This window comes from Actinomadura rugatobispora (assembly GCF_055379765.1).
Window position 1 is genome coordinate 5,392,851 of sequence record NZ_AP029191.1, and the last position, 17,461, is coordinate 5,410,311.

The 17,461-nt window shown below is 66.7% G+C and carries 12 protein-coding genes and 1 pseudogene; 9 read left to right on the forward strand and 4 right to left on the reverse strand.

The window, feature by feature from the left end; genetic code table 11:
- Window positions 1-7: 7 nt before the first annotated feature.
- The gene (locus ACZ466_RS23965) at window positions 8-445 is read right to left on the reverse strand and encodes a nitroreductase family deazaflavin-dependent oxidoreductase (protein ID WP_378286201.1); all 438 of its coding nucleotides are present in this window, start codon (window positions 443-445) and stop codon (window positions 8-10) included.
- Window positions 446-1,349: 904 nt separating this feature from the next.
- Here ACZ466_RS23965 and ACZ466_RS23970 point away from each other — a divergent pair.
- Window positions 1,350-1,946: a hypothetical protein gene (locus ACZ466_RS23970; protein ID WP_378286202.1), complete on the forward strand. Its 597-nt coding sequence runs from the start codon at window positions 1,350-1,352 to the stop codon at window positions 1,944-1,946.
- A 588-nt stretch (window positions 1,947-2,534) separates the two neighbouring features.
- Here the strand turns inward: ACZ466_RS23970 and ACZ466_RS23975 are convergent.
- Complete coding sequence (locus ACZ466_RS23975; protein WP_378286203.1) at window positions 2,535-3,077, reverse strand: DUF4262 domain-containing protein; 543 nt, start codon at window positions 3,075-3,077, stop codon at window positions 2,535-2,537.
- Window positions 3,078-3,662: 585 nt separating this feature from the next.
- Here ACZ466_RS23975 and ACZ466_RS23980 point away from each other — a divergent pair.
- The 3 genes from ACZ466_RS23980 to ACZ466_RS23990 all read left to right on the forward strand — a co-directional run bounded on the left by ACZ466_RS23980 (window position 3,663) and on the right by ACZ466_RS23990 (window position 5,382).
- Entirely contained in the window at window positions 3,663-4,127 is a 465-nt protein-coding gene (locus tag ACZ466_RS23980) for a hypothetical protein (protein WP_378286204.1), read from the forward strand.
- Window positions 4,128-4,740: 613 nt separating this feature from the next.
- On the forward strand, window positions 4,741-5,013 hold the full coding sequence (locus tag ACZ466_RS23985) for a hypothetical protein (protein ID WP_378286205.1): 273 nt from the start codon (window positions 4,741-4,743) through the stop codon (window positions 5,011-5,013).
- Between the two features lie 27 nt (window positions 5,014-5,040).
- Window positions 5,041-5,382 carry a cupin domain-containing protein gene (locus ACZ466_RS23990; RefSeq protein WP_378286206.1) on the forward strand — a complete coding sequence of 114 codons (342 nt, stop codon included), beginning with the start codon at window positions 5,041-5,043 and terminating at the stop codon, window positions 5,380-5,382.
- Between the two features lie 475 nt (window positions 5,383-5,857).
- Here ACZ466_RS23990 and ACZ466_RS23995 read toward each other — a convergent pair whose 3' ends face one another.
- Window positions 5,858-6,100 carry an XRE family transcriptional regulator gene (locus tag ACZ466_RS23995; protein WP_378286213.1) on the reverse strand — a complete coding sequence of 81 codons (243 nt, stop codon included), beginning with the start codon at window positions 6,098-6,100 and terminating at the stop codon, window positions 5,858-5,860.
- A gap of 1,242 nt (window positions 6,101-7,342) precedes the next feature.
- Here ACZ466_RS23995 and ACZ466_RS24000 point away from each other — a divergent pair.
- Window positions 7,343-7,714: a hypothetical protein gene (locus ACZ466_RS24000; RefSeq protein ID WP_378286207.1), complete on the forward strand. Its 372-nt coding sequence runs from the start codon at window positions 7,343-7,345 to the stop codon at window positions 7,712-7,714.
- Window positions 7,715-7,978: 264 nt separating this feature from the next.
- On the opposite strand, the gene ACZ466_RS24005 is transcribed toward ACZ466_RS24000, so the two are convergent.
- Window positions 7,979-9,058 carry a hypothetical protein gene (locus tag ACZ466_RS24005; protein WP_378286208.1) on the reverse strand — a complete coding sequence of 360 codons (1,080 nt, stop codon included), beginning with the start codon at window positions 9,056-9,058 and terminating at the stop codon, window positions 7,979-7,981.
- Window positions 9,059-9,492: 434 nt separating this feature from the next.
- On the opposite strand from ACZ466_RS24005, the gene ACZ466_RS24010 reads away from it, so the two are divergent.
- The 4 genes and pseudogenes from ACZ466_RS24010 (at window position 9,493) to ACZ466_RS24025 (ending at window position 17,368) form a co-directional block, all read left to right on the forward strand.
- Window positions 9,493-9,753: a hypothetical protein gene (locus tag ACZ466_RS24010; RefSeq protein ID WP_378286209.1), complete on the forward strand. Its 261-nt coding sequence runs from the start codon at window positions 9,493-9,495 to the stop codon at window positions 9,751-9,753.
- 87 nt (window positions 9,754-9,840) lie between these two features.
- Window positions 9,841-11,217 carry an IS1380 family transposase gene (locus tag ACZ466_RS24015; protein WP_378293550.1) on the forward strand — a complete coding sequence of 459 codons (1,377 nt, stop codon included), beginning with the start codon at window positions 9,841-9,843 and terminating at the stop codon, window positions 11,215-11,217.
- A gap of 1,559 nt (window positions 11,218-12,776) precedes the next feature.
- Entirely contained in the window at window positions 12,777-13,196 is a 420-nt protein-coding gene (locus tag ACZ466_RS24020) for a ribosomal maturation YjgA family protein (protein WP_378293018.1), read from the forward strand.
- A 2,389-nt stretch (window positions 13,197-15,585) separates the two neighbouring features.
- Window positions 15,586-17,368, forward strand: a pseudogene (locus ACZ466_RS24025) (IS481 family transposase).
- Window positions 17,369-17,461 lie beyond the last annotated feature (93 nt).

Consider the following 17,461-nt stretch of genomic DNA (forward strand, 5'->3'; position numbering starts at 1 on the left):
CCGCACTCTACGCCCGCACGAGGGCTCCCAAGAGAGCACTCCGCGCCGATATGCCGGCGCTTCGCAGGGCCGGCGGCAGCTCCGCGGAATCGATGGGAATGACACGAGGATCGGTCAGCCGATAACGTCGGCCCCGATGCCTCACCCCGGCCGAACCGGCGGCCTGGACGTTGCGCACCCAATCCGACTCCGCGCCGTAGTTCAGCATCACCGATATCGTGCCGCCCTCGACGAAGGCCATGACCGGGGTCCGGTAGCTCCTCCCGGACTTGCGGCCCGTGTGCTCGATGAGCGCGAAATAGGGCAGGTGAGGGGCCCACAGCCGCTGGATCGGATTGGTGACGCGCCGGTTGAACCGCGCGACGGCGCGCATCCTGCCGAGGCCCAGAACCGACGAGATCCGCACCGCCACCGCGGCGACCGCGACCGGAAACCTCTCCGCCACTCCGACCCCCCAGCGACTCGACACCGTCAAGCAAACACCCTCGTCTGCTTGTTGGGAAGGGCGGCCCGGATCGTTAGCCAGACACGGATGGAGCCGCACGGGGCCGTCTACCTCGCACACCGAAACCTCTGACGCCACCGTGGCCGATCCGGAGGACGACCACGACCCGGCTGGTCGTTGAGTCCAGGCCCGACGCGAAACCTATGCCCAAACCGCTCCTCACGAACGTTCTCCGCAAGGAAGCGGTGTAGTTCGCCTTACTGGTCGTGCTCGAAACGCTCTCACCCCTGGAACGGGCGGTGATCGCCGCGGCCCTGGACAAGAACGAGGCGGCTGGCATCACGAGCACGCACACACGTCCGCCGCTGGCGCGCCGCCGCCCAGTCGAGCGCGGGCACCAGCGGCGCCCTTCCCGCGGTGATTGCGTTCAGCCGCTTCTCTCCGCAGGCACTTCGTCCTGGCAAGAGGGGTTCCGCCCTGTGACTGCCACGACCGCGTGGCCATCCAAGCCTTGGCCGAGCGCGACCGCCCGCCTGTCCCGGCGATCGCCCAGGAGAACGGACCAGGAGCGTCTTCACCAGACCGTCCACCTGGCAGGCACGCATGTCCGCCCAGATGCGCGAGCTCAGGCCATTCATGCCCATCCGCGTGAGGCGAACCGCAGACCGCTCGCCATCCACGACCAGCAGTCAAGGACGACAGGCGCCCGTCCGTGAGGAGGCCCCACACCTAACGTCGCTCGGCCCGTCACGGTGGCCACGCCGATCGAGCCTGGCGGTCGACGAAGTGCGGGCCGTTCTCAAGGCGGCGCAGGTGAGCCGTTGTACGCCCCCGACTCCGCGGCGGAAGCACCATCACCGATGCGGCACCCTGTTGACCAGCCGGACGAAGGGAGCAAGATCGCGTGGGTGATGTCCAGGGCGACCTTGAATTGCGACCCGACCTCCGGGCAGGACTGGTCATGTTGATCGCCATGCTGGTGGCCACCGTGGGCATCGTCGCCGCGATCCTGATCGGCGACGCCCCGGCGGTGTTCGCCCCGATCGTGGGCGGCCTGTTCGCCGTGCTGATCATTCTGGCGACCGGGGCCCTTCTCAGTTCCCGCATCATCCTGACCTCGAACGAGATCATCGTGCGATGGCTGTTCATCCGTCAGCGTCGGTCACGCCCGCGCGTCACGGAGGTGGTGCGCGCGACCATCACCGCACCACGCGGATCGCCCGGCGAAAGCCTGTTCCTGCTCGACGCACACCGCAATCTGCTCATCAGAGTGTCCACCGGCGCCTACAGGCGCGAGGACCTCGACCGGCTGGTCAAGGCGCTCGGCGTGCCCTGCGACGGCCCCGACCACCCCGTCAACGCCAACGAGTTCGCCCAAACCTACCCGGGCCTCGTGTCGTGGGCCGAACGGCATCCCTACCGGATCGCGTTCGCGGTCGCCGGTGTCATATGCGCCGCGGTCATGGCGTTGGCGCTCGTGTCGATCGCGACAGCATCCTGACCCGTCACAACGAAACACGGTCCACGACCCCGCGCCACAGGGCCAAGCTGGTCAAGGTCACAACGCCCGCAAGGTCATTCACGGTCGACCAGGCGCGAGACACCCTCGGGCCGCCGGCGAACGGCTCAGGGCGCTGTACGTCCTGGCGCTCTGCCTCATCCGTTCGAGATCGAGGCGTGCCGACCTGTGCCGGTAGTGCGGGCAAGGCGCCACGCTGGAAGTCGTACAGACGTCCAGGGGGTTCATCCGCCCCAAGACCGACGACAGAACACCGAACGGGCCGACGACTGAGAAGATCACGCTCATCGAGCCGGAATCTTCGCCGAAGCCGACACCGCGACCGCGACGCCGCCGGACCGGCCGGGATCCGCTTCCAAGACATGCGTCATGGAGGACGGAAGATTGTCGGGCTCACTGACCATGATGATCCACGCTCACACGGCCCTTGACGAGAAGCTGTCACCGTTGCTGGCGGGTATGGCTGTGGGCCATGCCGGTAGGCAGCGTGCTTGACGAGGTCGGATTCGGATCCTGGTTCCGCTACCAGATGATCTTGTTGAGCCGCTTGCCCGGCCTGTCGGCGCTTGCTCAAAGGTCTTGGGTCCAGACGCCCTTTGGGTGGGCGGTGGGGGTGAGCCACAGTTGCGGTTGCAGCCTCCGGTAGGGCACGTCGCTTTCTGGTTGCCAGGGGAAGAACCCGTCATGGTCGGGCCAGACGACCTGTAGAAGCGGGAAGGGCGGTCGACGATAGAACATGATCGCGCTGCCGAAGAAGGTCCGGTACCACCTCAGGTCGACGGCTTTGAGCATGACGGGGTGGTTGTCGATGACCTCATGCCGGAGTTGGCCGGCCTTGACGGGGCGTCCCTTGAGGGCACGTTCGGCCAGCCCGTTGAGGCCGTCCTTCATGTCATAGATATCCAGACCGAACATGGCGAGCTCTGGGATCCCGTGGGTGTGCCATAGGCCGATGGTGAAGGCCCAGCCCGGACCGACATCGTCCGTGGGGATCATCATGACCTGCCAGCCGTGCTCGTGGATCTGTGCGATGGTTTGCGCGGTCATCGGTTCGATCTCATCGCCGTAGTCATGGCAGAGAAGGCAGCGGCATGGGGGCTGGTCACGCGACATGGCCGTCATGATATTTGGCGAACTCGGACGGACCGCGAGATCACTCAGGCCTGACCATCGGCTGCCCTGGTGATGGCGTTGCTGTCACCAGAAAGACCCAGGCGATGATCGCTCGGGGTCTTTGGGCTGGCCAGAACTGTGGGCAGGGGGCTTGGCCGAACCGCCGACCTTCCGCTTTTCAAGAACAACAACCGCCTGCCTCCTCCCCTTCACCCGACCTTGGACGGCGGTTGAGATGTGTTGGTGGTGGCTGTTGCCGTCACTACGCACGCCGACATTACTGATGAGTAGCGGCATGTTTGTCGGTCAGTTTGGACGGCACTCGAGGGGCTGAACGCCCCGAATATCGGTGAGAAGTAGCAGCACCCGGCGGCTCGACTATTCACCTAACGTGTTCAAGTGATTGCTAAGAGACGTGTGGCCGCTGGTTTGGAAGGGTCTGGACCGCCGGGTGCAAGCATCTGCGGCTCCCGGACGCCATCGCTATCTGGGGTTGTCGAGCGAACTGGCCGGCCAGAGCCTTGAAGATCGTTAAGCTGCGTCAGGCACGTAGGCTGCGGCTGCAGCGCTGATAAGGAGTCGCCAATGATCACCGACCCGACGATCATACGGATCGGACAGGGGGTGGAGTTGCATCACCACCAAGGTCAGCGTGAAGCTGCTCGCGAGTTGTTCGCGCAGATCTGGGACGATATCGGCGGCGAGCAAGGCGACCCGTTGCATGTTTGTGTCCTTGCCCATGCGATGGCCGACGTGCAGGACGACGTGCACCAGGAGCTGATGTGGGACATGCGGGCGCTTGCCGCCGCCGATCTGGTCACCGATGAGCGGGTGGCGCAAGCTGGGGTGACGCTTTCAGTGGCTGGCTTGTATCCGTCGTTGCACCTCAATATGAGCGAGTGCTATCGCAAGCTGGACGATTTCGGTCGCGCTCGTGAGCACCTCCAGCAGGCGCGCGCCGGAATCGGTGCACTTGGCGACGACGAGTATGGGCAGCTCATCAAGGGTGGCCTAGAGCGGTTGGCTGAACAGTTGGGTGACGCCACCTGACCGCGCCCCGGCGTCTCGCTGCTCCTGCACCTGGGCACCGCGCCGAACGTCGTCCGGGAGATCGTTGGGCACAGCGACATTGAAGTGACCATGACGATCTACGCGCATACCCCGCTCGACGACAAGCGGGCGGTCTTGCGGAGACGGAGGATGCCTCGGCTGAGGACGTTGTCGTCAAAACGCCCCGGGCCCTGTGCCTCCGGGGCGTTTGTGTTGCTTGGTGAGTCGGAAGGAGCGGGGGCGATCCGTCGGTCTTCCGCTCTCCTCAGGTCTGCGGACCACCGTTCCGGGCAGTGCCGGTCAGATTGAGTCCCTGGTCAATGGACCATCGGCCAGCGCCTGTCACAGCATAAACGGAGCAGAACTGAGACGGCCTGACGGTTGAGCCCCTCAGTGTGACGCGCAGCGATCTGCGACGCGGGTCGAGCGGCGCTAACTGGCGTAGTCACCGTCAGGCGATGACGAGCCCGATCAAGGTCCGCGGCGACTGTCCGCACGAACCCAAGAGTCCCTTTTCGGGGCGCCGACGCCGACACTTGACCTCAACCAGAGTCGAGGTTCTAGGGTCCGGATCGACTGGCGGGAAGTCGTCCACGGCGCTTAGGAGCAGGTAGTGATCGTCACCATCGCCAGGGTCACCGACCCCGATCGGTTCCTGGAGGTCTTCGAGACCGTGGGTGCGGAGAAGCGGCGGGAGCACGGCTGCCGGGCCGCCCGGGTCTATTTCGATCCCGACGACGCGCACCGGGTGTGGTCCGTCTTCGACTGGGACGCGAAGGACTACGACAGGTTCCTCGCGGATCCAGACATCCCGGCCATCGCACGAGAGCTCGGGATCCAGGCGCCGCCCGTGCACGTCGTCGCCGCGACCGAGCTCGACGCCTGACCACTACGCAGGGAGAGAGGTGGCGGCATGGCTGTCACGCCCTCACGGGCCCGCAGGTTCAGCTCGGCGATCGGCGACGACGCCGTCCGCTTCGGCGACCGGATCCTCATTGCGCCCGCCCTCGGTAAAGAGGCCGGCGGGTCGATGAGCGCCTACTCGGCGTTCTTCCACGCGGGGGCGCGTGCCGATCTGCCGGCCTCCTACGCGGAGGTCTGGGTGGTGCTCAGCGGAGCACTACGAGTGGGCGCCGAGAGCGACGCCGTTACAGTACGCGCAGGCGACTTCGTGCACGTTCCGGAGCAGGCGCCGGGGGTCGTCGAGGCCCTTGAGGACACCAGGATGGTCTGCGTGTCGGTGCCCGCTCATTGAGGAGGGCGGAGGTCACTGAGTTCGTGAGGCGCTGATCACGCGTGATTCAGAAGGGAACCCGTTACAGGAACGGCGCAACAGAGCCGGGAGCGCGAGCACGTCGGCACGGTATGGGAAGACAGTGAGCGGATGTTCGCTCAGAAGAACCGTCGGCCGATCGACCCGACGATGGACCGTAACGAATGGAAGCCTGCTCACCGTCACCGGAGTACGGCCCGGGTGGACCCTTGACCCCCGTCACACCGCAGCGATGGCGCTGCTGCAACTCGGCGTTCCCGAGCACGCCGCGATCGAGGCCAGAAGTAGCCGCACGGAGCTATGGGAAGCGGTACCAGCACATGACGGCGGTGCTGCGGCAGGACATCGCCACCGCGGGGCCCAGCTGAGACGGGCGGTGGAACCTGCTGACGACCGTCCAGCGTTTCCGCTGGGCAAACCTGGCGCATAAGGGGACGAACCGCCGACCTTCCGCTTGTCAGAATTGGCCACCACCCCGCCGCCGCTCCGTCGACGTTGCCGTCCCCCGGTCGATGCTGTCAGGCGACCTTGATCGAGTGGACCCCACGCTGACGGTGACGTCCACGTGACCGCCAAGTGCGGTGGCGTAGGCGCGGAGCGTTTCCCGTTCCATGGCTTCGAGGTCGTCGTTCTCGATCTGAGAGACGCGGGACTCGGAGACGCCGAGGATCGCGGCGACCTCGGCTTGCGTCTTGCCGATGGTCCGCGGAGTTCCTTGAGGTGGTGGCCGTCGACATAAGCGTCCAGCTCGGCGCGAGCCTGGGTCTGCTGCTCGGGGACAGCCAGTTCAGGGTTGCGACGACGTGCTTCTGCCTTGATGTCCTGCCAGCAGCATCCGGTGCTCTTTGTCCGGTTCCTCATCCTTTGCAGCCTGGCACTGGGCGTAGCGGGCTTTGGCCAAGGGGATGGACGGGTCCTACCAACGGGACCACTGCCCGGCGTTGTCCCCGCCCACTAGGGAGCTCGCGGCACGCTCTGAGTCAAAGACGAACAGCATGCGGCAAGCCTCTGTGCGCCGATGTTGTTGTACGAACCTGGTCCTACCCTGCGGGGAGCGCGCCGGCCACGACGACGGTCGGGCAAGGCTGCGCTTCCCCCCATAGCCGGGCCACCTGGGGTGAGATGGGTCAGTGTCCGGTCTGTGAGGCTTGGCAAGCGCTTCTTTCGCACGCCGTAAGCCAGATCGGTAGTTCAGAGAACACGACAGCGACGACAAGGGCGCCGTACAGGTGGACTTGGGGAGCCCAGCCGGTGAAAGGGACTCATCGACTCCCGGAGTCCGGGCTGCGGTAGCCGGGCTCGGTTGGTGTTACAGCACCTTCGACAGTGCCCGCACGAAGGGCCGGTCGACAGCGAGACCTACAACCTGCCGTTCGAGGAAGGACGTACTTCGTCGATCGAGGTGTGCCAGCGAGCGAGCAACGGTGACCTCGCGGGCTGCGGGGCCAGGCAGTACAACCTCGTCGCCTGATTGGCGGAGTGCCGTGGGCCAGTGTCCCGGCGCTTCACGCGCCGTCCCTGGGCAGCGCGCTGTTCGTACGTGGGTGGGCTCAGTCCCGTAGGCGGCGGCCTCGAGCAGCTCTGTCCCGGCCGGGTCACCCGGCGCATTCGGTGGGGAGTGAGTGTGGCCATGGTGTCGCCAGCCCGATCTGAGGCCGCCAACGGCGGCCGGATCAGGACAGCGGTTCTCTGCCCCCTGGTGATTACCGCTGGTGAACGGCTTGGGAAGGCATCAGACACCCTCCGTAATTGCATTATGAGCACTCAACGTAATTAAGTGATTGCAAGCAGCTATGGAAACGCTGAGTCGTTCCATGGACACTCTTCGTGTACGAAACACTGACCTTCCCTCGTCTCTCACGTTCACTGGTGTCACGATCGCCGGCGTCCCAGTGGCAACCGTCAACGCCTGAGGCACAGGGAACCCACCAGAGGAGAGCAGATGCGTGTGAAGCGGACCACCGCCCTCACCCTCGCCGTCCTGGCGACCGGGGCCTGCCTGGCCACGGCCGGAGCCGCCAGCGCCCAGCCCGCCCGATCTCCCGCACAGGCGCCCGCCAAGCAGTCGACGGCGCTGCCCCCGGGCTGGCAGCTGGTGACCCTGCCCAACGCGAACGTCCCCAACTTCCAGCGTCGCACCCTCTACTGCCCCGGCACCAAGAGGGTTCTCGGCGGTGGCGCCGAGGCCCGGGGCAACCGGGCGATCCTGGTCGGCTCCTTCCCCACCGACGACGGCCGGGGCTGGATCGGTCTCGGCCGCCAGGACGGCTACAACGACGTGGGCATCAGCGTCTTTGCCATCTGCGCCGACTGACAGCGCGCATGCTCCGGCCCCGGTCACGCACCACGACCGGGGCCGGTCCCGTTTCCAACGGTCTCGAGACCCGTGTGCGACAGTGCGCCCGCTGCTGTACAACAACGGCACTCAACAAAGGATGCACGTCAGTCGCTGCATACGAGCCCGGTCGCTGTCACAGGCCCCCGGGGCCTGGTGGCTCCGGGGCGTTTGTGCTGCTCGGTGAGGTGGGCAGGGGCGGGGTCGAACCGCCGACCTGCCGCTTTTCAGGAGTAGCGGTTGTCAGCTCAGCAGTCGGAGGCGCGGGGCGATGGTTTCCAGGAACCAGGCGGTGAATTCGTCGGTGGGGTCGAGTGCTGCGCGGGCCATTGATGACCAGTCCTCGTGGTGGAGGACGGCCACATAGCGGTTCAGAAGGTCGGTCCGGTGGTCTGGCGGCAGGTTCGGGGTGGTGAGGTCACTTTTGAGGAGGTGGTGGGCGATGGAGGCAGCGGTGAAGTAGCGGTCCAGGGTGGGGTGCTGGCGGGCCAGGTGGGTGACGTGGGCGTCGAGGACACGACGGATCGAGTGGTAGCCGTTCCAGGTCATGCCCATACCGCTGTTGCCGGCCATGATGTGCAGGAGACGGCCGGTGTGGTCGATCAGTTCGTCGTCGGGATCGTTGGCTGTGATCGCCTCGTGGACGTCGGCGGCAAGTGCGACGTCTCCGACGTAGTAGCCGTTGAGGGCATCGCCGTCCAAGGCACGGCGCAGGAGCCAGGGACGGGCTGAACGGCTGCCGACTTGGCAGAGGGCTTCGACGATGTAGACGCGCCCCCAGCCGGCGGTTCGTTCGGCGAGCCACAGGAGTGACTCGCTTCCAGCCTTGCGCCGTTTCAATGCAATCGCGGCGAGTGGGCCGAATGTCTCTGACAAGAGGCCGATGTGTCGGATGAGGTCGATGTCGCCGTCCCAATCGGCGGCGAGTAGTGCGGGCCCGATCAGGGCGGAGCATCGGTCGGTGCTGTGGCGGACCAGCCATCGGCCGGTTTCCTGGGCTCGTTCTCGATCGGCGCGCAGCGCGGCGGCAGTGATGTGGTCATTGCGGTGGATGGGGACGTCCACGTCGTGGAAGGCCCAGACCAGTTCATCCGGTGTGGCGTCGGGGCGGGCGAAGAAGGCGTCCAGGAGGGCGGCCGCAGATGCGCCTTGGCGACGCTGGTCGCGTGGCCATGAGTTCCGTGTGCGATGAAGGCCGCTGTCCGGATAGGGCTTGCCGTCTTCCGAGAGGGCGACATCGGGATGGAGGCGGTGAAGCTGCAGAGCGTGTTCGTACAGGCTCTTCTGATTTCCGAGCAGTCCGGGCTCGGGGGTCTCGTTCACAGGCGGACGGAGCACTCGATTCTCTCGATCATGCGCACAGCATATGTCAGACGGAAATCCGTTGATGCGGCCTCGGCTACAGCCAGACGCCGATACCGACGCCAGTACGAGCAGAGTCAGTCCAACATCGCGGCCGAACGCCCGCATCCAGACGACTGCGGCGGGATCCAGACGAGCCGCGACATCAGCGCATGCCGAGAGTCTTGGAGGTCAGGCGGCCACTGTGCAGTGGCCCATGCCGACCGTGATGCCGCAAGGCGGACGGTCGTTTCGCTGTCAGGGCTGCTGTCAAAAGGCCCGGAACCGGTCACGGTCCGGGCCTTTTGGCTGTTCAGAGAGGTGGGCAGGGGCAGGGCCGAACCGCCGACCTTCAGCTTTTCAGCCATAGCAACGCCCCTGCCGGGTGGGAGTCGGCCGAGGTTGTACGGCTGGCGGTGTGCGTTCGTGCCTGGGGCTGCTGGCTGCTGTTGCTGTCAGTCTCCGGCTCGTCGACCTCGGTATTTCAACCGACGGACGTGTCGCTCGTGCTGTCCGGCTCGGCGTCGCTGGACGCGGTCGATGAGCAACGTTTACGGGTCGGCTGCCAGCTCGTACAACTCGACCTCGAACGGGTCAGCGTCGTACTCGATGAGACGAGCCAAGGCCGCCCGGTCCCGCTAGCCTCGGGCTTTCACCGGGCGATGGGCCGGGAGTGACCGTTTAGATAAGAAAAGTGCCTCTGTGCTGGGAGGATAGGGCTTGTCGAAGGTCCTGTCCGTACCAGTCCAGAAGGCACTTTTCAGGTGAGCAAGCGTATCGGGTCATACCCGCGTGTGGGCGTCGATGGCTGTGGTCGCGGGGTGGTCTCGCAGGCCGGGGCCGTGCTGCTGGTGGAAACGGTCCGCAAGAGCGGGCTGGACGGCGCGCTTTCGGCGGCGTTGGCGCCTTGGCGCAGGCCGCGAGCCCGGCATGATCCGGGCAAGATCGTGATGGATATGGCGCTGGCGGTGGCGCTGGGCGGTGACTGCCTGGCCGATGTCGCGATGCTGCGTGCCGAGCCGGGGTTGTTCGGGCCGGTGGCCTCCGACCCGACGTTCTCCCGTCTGATCGATGTCCTGGCCGGTGGCGGTGAGCGGGCGCTGAGGGCGTTGCGCCGGGCTCGTGCCCAGGTGCGTGAACGGGTGTGGGCGCTGGCCGGTGACGCCGCCCCGGACACCGGCGGGCAGGTGATCGTGGATGTGGACGGGGTGCTGGTGATCGCGCATTCCGACAAGCAGGACGCCGCCCCGACCTGGAAGAAGACCTTCGGCCACCACCCGCTGATGGCGTTCGTCGATCACGGTCCCGGCGGATCGGGGGAGCCGGTGGCGGGGCTGCTGCGGCCCGGGAACGCCGGGTCCAACACCGCCGCCGATCACATCACCGCAGCGAAGCTGGCGCTGGCCCAGTTGCCCGCCCGTTATCGGCGTGGCCGCCGCACCCTGATCCGCACCGACACCGCCGGCGGCACCCACGGGTTCGTCGAGTGGCTGGCCGCGCGGGGCCGGTGGCTGGGCTACTCGGTCGGGATGACCATCACCGAGTCCATCCACGCCGCCGTCCTGCAGATCCCGGACCCGGCCTGGACCCCGGCCCTCGAGCCGGACGGCCGGATCCGCCACGGCGCCTGGGTGGCCGAGCTGAGCGGCCGGGTGCTGGCCGGCTGGCCGCCCGGGATGCGGCTGATCGTGCGCAAAGAACGCCCGCACCCCGGCGCCCAGCTGCGCCTCACCGACGCCGACGGCATGCGCCTGACCTGCTTCGCCACCAACACGCCCGGCACGCCGATCGCCGAACTGGAACTGCGGCACCGCCGCCGCGCCCGGGCCGAGGACCGCGTCCGCGCCGCCCGCGCCACCGGCCTGCGCAACCTCCCCCTGCACGACACCGCGCAGAACCAGATCTGGCTGGAGATCGTGCAACTCGCCCTCGACCTGCTCGCCTGGATGCCGATGCTCGCCCTTACCGGCCCCGCCCGCCGCTGGGAACCCCGCCGCCTGCGGCTGCGGCTGCTGCACACCGCCGGACGGCTGGTCACCACCGGACGCCGCCGCATCCTGCGCATCGCCCGGCACTGGCCCTGGACCACCCTGATCACTGACGCCCTCGCACGCCTCGCGGCACTACCCAACCCCGGCTGACCAGCACCAACCGTCCCCACAACCCAGGAAGGAGAACCAGGGGCCGTGGAACCCCGCCCACCCGGAGCGACATCCGGGCCACCGACCTGACCACCACCAGAAAACACAAACCGGTCAGGCCGCCACACGACCCAACCGGCGCTGTGAAAGATCGAGGCTAGACGGTTCCCCGCTGGCGCACTTGATCCCGCCAGACCTGTCCACTCACCTCCGCCGCGTCCATGCTTCGACGGTAACCGGGTAACCGGGCCGGGGAGTCAGCGTACGCCGCGAGCCCTCACAATCTGAGGACAAGCCGACCAGGAACGCAATTTCGGCTCACATCAGGTACGCACCTCCTACCCCAGGAAACCGGGGATTGTCGAGCGTGCTGTGGGATGTCAGGCTGATGTTTCGGGGGTCCCAGACCTGATGGAGTGGGCGCCGTTGACACAGAGTGGCAACGCGGGCAGGACTTCTCTTCACTATCGGGCCTACCTGCCGGTGGGTATCTCTGTGGTCGTCGCGGTTGTGGTGGCGTCTGTCTTGCTTCCGCTGTATTGGCTGGCTCCGTCCTACCTGACCTCCTCGACCGTGGTCGTTGTGTCGATTCTTGTCACGAACGTCATCCTCAAACGGGACGTGGTGTTGTCGAGCGATGGCCGTCTGACCGTCACCGGACTGGGGCAGCACATCGATGTAGATGTGCGGTGCTTGACCGAGATCAGCGTCTCCGCAGTCGCCCGCGGGGGATTCGGCCTCGCACGGGTCCGCTGGAACGGCGGAGGGTTTCGGATGTGGCAGGCCGTGATCTACCTCCCTGACCCACGTCACAGGGGTTCCGCAAGGGCCGAATCACCGGAATCGTCTCTGCGGACTTCCGGGACCTGGTGTACCGCCTATATCTGATCAACCCAACCGTGAGGATCCGCGGCGTCGGACCACCGGCCTGGGCTCTTCCAGACGCCATGCCCAGACCACCCGCTCACTGATGAGCGGTACACCTGGCGGGGGTCTTGCCGGCACCGCGGTAGCACCTTTCCGGCAACTGAGGTGGCTTCGACGTGGGGCCGACGAGGGAACTTGAACCCCTGACCTTCTGTTCACAAGAGACCGGCCGCCCCACGATCACCACCGTCATCGCAGGTAGAACCATGTGCGCTCGGTCGCCGGTGCCAGCACTCGTAAGACTCTGTTGCGGTACTTCTCGCTCGCTCACGGCCTCCGTCGGCCCTTGAGGGCTTGGCTCACCAGTGTTACCGGGCGGGTCCGCCCGACTGGGCAGTCGGATTTACAGCCCGTGGGGGATTCTCAGGGCACTCCCCCTCTGACCAGCGCGGAAACCGATATCGGCGCCCCGTGGCCGCCGAACCATCCCGCGCATATCCCGCAGCTTCGTATGTGGTCCCGCCCAGCGGATCTCGTCGAGCAGCTGGCCTGGACGCGCTGCTTGGTGGCGTTCGCGCCGAGTGAAAGACTCATCGGGTCGCGTTTCGGCATGGGAAACGATGCGGTTGCGGCGCGTCCAAGCTCAGCAGACCAGCTGCCACCTTAGTTGCGCTGTCGCCTACCATTGCGTCATGTCGCTCGTAGTGCGCTGGATTCGGCTGCTGATGGTGGTCTCGGCAGCTGGCTTTGCAGTCGCGGCCTTCGCAATCCGTGCCGCGATGGACGGGCCCATCGAACAATATTCAGGCGCCGCCTTGTCCGCGGCCATCGTCTACACGATAGTGATCTGCATATGGCCGCTGATCTCCCCACTGTCCGCCGGCAGTGCCGCGATCGCATACTGCTGGTTCATCGAGTTCGCACAGCTCACCCCCATACCTGCGGCACTCTCCCAACGCAGCTGGTTTGCGCGTCAGCTGCTGGGCGCCCAGTTCGACCTCATTGATGTTGCCTGGTACCCCGTCGGCGTCATCCCATTGATCGCCGCGCATTGGTTCCTCCGGGCCCGCACACGTTCCCAAACCGACCCGGCACCCGCCCTCACATCATGATCTTGAACCAGCCGTGCCCAGCGCCGTGGGCTCACCGTCGACCAGGCGCGCGACGTGCTCCAGGCTGCTCGGGCGGCTCTATGCGCTGTACGTCCTGGCGCTCGGCCTCGGCCTGCGGCGTGGGGAGTTGCTCGGCCTGTGGTGGGAGGACGTCAAGCTCGTGCCCTGCTGGGCGTGCGGCGGCGAGGGCGGCACACTCGACGGTGAAGCGTGCGAGCGCTGCGAGGAAAGCGGCATCGAAGCCGCCACGCTGGAAGTGGTCCAGACACTGCAACGGGTCGCGGGAGCGCTGCGCTTCGTCCCGCCCAAGACAGACGACTCCAAGCGGGCCGTTCCCCTTCCGGCGCTGTTGCATCACGGCCCTGTGCGAGCACAAGATCCGGCAGCAGACCGAAGCCTTGGACGCCTGGTCGAACTGCCAAGATCACGGGCTCGTGTTCCCGTCCCGCCTCGGCACGCCCATGGAGCCGGACAACCTACGGCGAAGCTGGGGCCGTATCAGGGAAGCGGCGGGACTCGACGAGATGCGTTTCCACGACATGCGGCACACGTGAGTCTCGGAAGCCGCGCGGCAGCGATCGCCCTCAACCCCGCGCGGTGCTCAATCACGCAGTGGCGATCGTGGGGCTTCGCCGTCGAGACGAAGCTGTCGGCTTGGGAACCATCGCGGCTCGGCCGTCACCCTTCCCGACCTGGCATTCGTGGGTATCGCAAGTAGCGGCGATTGACCCTTGATCACCGTCCTTAATGACACTACGCCCCTGTCTGACCTGGGTCCTTCTCTCCTCAACGGCACACTCGCGGGGGCTGGGGGTCGCGAGACCCCGCTTCGGATTCGCTCAACCGGCTCGGCTGGATACCCGACGCTTCGTCCCGGACTCTCGGTGGGATCATGGTCGGCGCCGCCTCACCTTGCTCCGATGTGTGATGGCGTGTGATCACGACAGTTGCCGACGGCGGTGTCGCTGTACTTCTGTGCTGTACAGCAGTCGCGCTGACCTGCGAGAGAACCACCGTGATAGGGAGTAACCCGACCGGTACCGCAGGGCCGTTCACAGCCCGAGGAACGGAAGCGGGGGCGGCAGTCGATCGCCCCAACCCCGTACGGCGCGCAACCGCCCATTGCGATCGTCACGGCCTTATCCGTCGCGGCGCCCTAATGTGGAGATGGGCTGTCTCGGGACAGGTCCCGGCCATGCCTCGCTACCCTTGTCACCGTACCAGAATGTTTAATACCGGATATGGTCCGCTGCCGAAGGTAGGGGCATGCGTCGTTCACTTCGCTTGTTGGTGATAATCGCCAAATACGGCTGCGCAGGCCTCTTCGTGGTCGGCTTCGTATCCCTTTCGCAGGGCGGCGTGATGGGCGATGAGATCAAGGATGCCTCCACGATCGGGTTCGCACACCCCGGTGAGTCGTGCAAACCGGGCGAGTCGGGCTTCTATAACGTAGCTGATGGAAAACCGCTGTCCTGTACGGCAACCGGACCAGTGTTCGCTGTTCCGGGGGACGAGGACGAGTTGGACAGATTGGCCGCACGACTGGGCAGGGGCGGGCTATCGGCCACCGACCGACGCCAGATCCAGCAGCGTTGGGATGAGATCATCCCAACGCTCCCGCCTGACCGGCGGCCGTATCCCAAGTGGAAGGCCGTGTGGAGCGTTCGCCTGACCCGGCTGGGGACCAAGATGGTCGCGGTCAGCATCCCCTGTATAGCTGTCCTGTGGCATAGGGAGGTTGGGATGATAGCGGCCCGCATCCGCGACAATGCCAGTCTCCGACGGACGCATCGCCGACTGATGTGGCCACCTCTGTCGGCCCGCGCCACACCGGACCAGAAGTCCGAACAGGGGCCAACCCACAGTAACGAACCCTCTGAATAAGATCAGAATCTGGCACCCAGATAGTGTCCACAAACTACTGACATTCCCAGCGCCCCGATCGCTACTTGCTTTGTAAGGGCGAGCGGGCAGTGGATGTTGCTGCGGTTCTGGTACCAGTTGGCACAGCCGCACTGAATCGGCCGTAATCGCCCGAGCCGATCGAGCGGCTGGGGATGACTCGGCTCGAGAAGCGTACGGTATGAGGCTTGCTCCGCTTCATGGTGTGCCGTGTGGGCGGCCGGTCGGTTCGGGACGGGGGTCGGCCCGCAGAGGCCGCATGCCCGGCCCGGGGCCGGTCGGCCGCCCGGCGCCCCGCAACGCGGGGCGCCCTTGAAGACGTGGAAAAAGTTCTAATCAGGGTGGTCGGTGGCGGTTTGTGCTGTCCCGGGACATGCTTGACACCTCTGTCCCAGCAGATGCTTGACAGGTGCCTGTTCGGCTTGGCTGTCGCGTGTTCGTTTGCGGGCGTCGCGTGTCAGGGAGGCCGGGATTGGCCCTGGTCGAGTTGTCGGTGGTTGAGCAGCGGTATCGGGCTGTGCTGGAGGTCGAGGCGGGTGTGCCGGTGACCGAGGTGGCGGCCCGGTTCGGGGTGTCGCGCCAGAGCGTGCATGCGTGGGTGCGGCGTTATCGCGCCGAGGGGTTGGCGGGGCTGGCCGACAGGTCCAGGCGTCCGGTGTCCTCTCCTGGGCAGATGAGCGCGCGGGTGGAGGCCGTGGTGTGTGAGTTGCGGCGGGAGCATCCGCGGTGGGGGCCGCTGCGGATCGTGCACGAGATCGCCCGGCTGGGTGTGGAGCCGGTGCCCTCGCGGATGGGTGTGCATCGGGCGCCGGTGCGGCATGGGCTGATCGAGCCGGGCCGGCGGCGGCGCAGGCGGGCGGAGTTCCGTCGCTGGGAGCGTGATGAGCCGATGGCGTTGTGGCAGATGGACATCGTCGGCGGGGTGTTCCTGGCGGACGGGACCGAGTGCAAGGTGGTGACCGGGGTCGATGACCATTCGCGGTTCTGTGTGATCGCCTCGGTGGTGCCGCGGGCGACGGGGCGGGCGGTGTGCCTGGCCTTCGCTGCCGCGTTGGGTGAGTTCGGGGTGCCGGCCGAGGTGCTGACCGACAACGGTAAGCAGTTCACCGACCGGTTCGGGCGGGGCGGTGAGGTGCTGTTCGACCGGATCTGCCGCGACAACGGCATCGTGCACCGGCTCACTCAGCCGCGTTCACCGACCACGACGGGCAAGGTCGAGCGGTTCCATCAGAGCATGCGGCGTGAACTGCTGGATGATGCGGTGCCCTTCGATGACCTGCCCGCGGCCCGGGAGGCGGTGGCGGCCTGGCGGGTGGATTACGACACGCTCCGTCCTCATCAGGCGCTGGGGATGGCCTGCCCGGCCGACCGGTTCGACACCCGGGCCGCCCAAGACGAGCAGGAGTTGCTGCCGTTGCGGCTGCCCGCCGCGATCCGCCTGGCCGCCGTCCCAGCGGCCACCGAACCGGCCGGTGTCCCCGAACCCGCCGCGACCGATGTGCCGGTGGCGGCCGCCGCCGAGATCAAGGTGTGGAACGGCGGGGCGGTGGAGTTCGATCGGACCGTCCCGGCCAGCGGCAACATGTTCGTGGCCGGGCGCCAGTTCTGGCTCGGCCCCGCCCAGGCGGGCGTCACGGTGACGTTCTGGGCCGATACCGATGTCATTCACCTACTCAATGCCGGGGCCCGGATCAAGTCGGTGCGCTCGCACCTGTCCACTGCCGACCTGACCACGCTGGCCGCCCGCGGGGCCCGCGCAGCCGGCCCGCCGCCGCTGCCGCCCGCCGAGAATGGGGACGCGGTCGAGGTCGACCGGACCGTCAACAAGGACGGCAACGTCGGCCTGGGCGGCCGGCTGGTGCTGGCCGCCGAGATCCTGCGCGGCCGCCGGGGGCGGCATCCGGATCGAACCGGCCACCTTGATGTTCTTCGACCTGCACTCGCGGGAGCTGCTGCGGACGCGGCCCAACCCGTTCACTCCCGATCGGGTCCGTGCGCTGCGCGGGCTGCGGCGGGCCGGGCCACCGCCCCGGCCACGGACCGAGCCGATCACCGTGCAGCGGCGGGCCAGCAACACCGGCGTCGTCATGGTCGCCGGGCAGAAGGTCGCTCTGGGCCGTCTGCACGCCGGACGGGTGGTCACCATCCACGTCGCCGACACCACCCTGTCCATCGAACTGGGCGACGACGACACCCGGACCGTCCGGCGGACCACCACCCAGCCCGTCCGCAGCATCAAGGCTCACCGGCCCCGCAAGGCCGCCCCATGATTCCTAGAGCATCCGTCAAGCATGTCCTGGGACCAAAACGTCAAGCATCTCCTGGGACTAGACATGGTCGGTGGCGGTTCCGGCAGATGCGCT

What these genes read in the sequence shown, in the direction of transcription:
- ACZ466_RS23975 (WP_378286203.1), bottom strand. Translation starts at nt 3,077, where the DNA reads ATGTCGCGTGACCAGCCCCCATGCCGCTGCCTTCTCTGCCATGACTAC.
- ACZ466_RS23980 (WP_378286204.1), top strand. Translation starts at nt 3,663, where the DNA reads ATGATCACCGACCCGACGATCATACGGATCGGACAGGGGGTGGAGTTG.
- ACZ466_RS23990 (WP_378286206.1), top strand. Translation starts at nt 5,041, where the DNA reads ATGGCTGTCACGCCCTCACGGGCCCGCAGGTTCAGCTCGGCGATCGGC.
- ACZ466_RS24000 (WP_378286207.1), top strand. Translation starts at nt 7,343, where the DNA reads ATGCGTGTGAAGCGGACCACCGCCCTCACCCTCGCCGTCCTGGCGACC.
- ACZ466_RS24020 (WP_378293018.1), top strand. Translation starts at nt 12,777, where the DNA reads ATGTCGCTCGTAGTGCGCTGGATTCGGCTGCTGATGGTGGTCTCGGCA.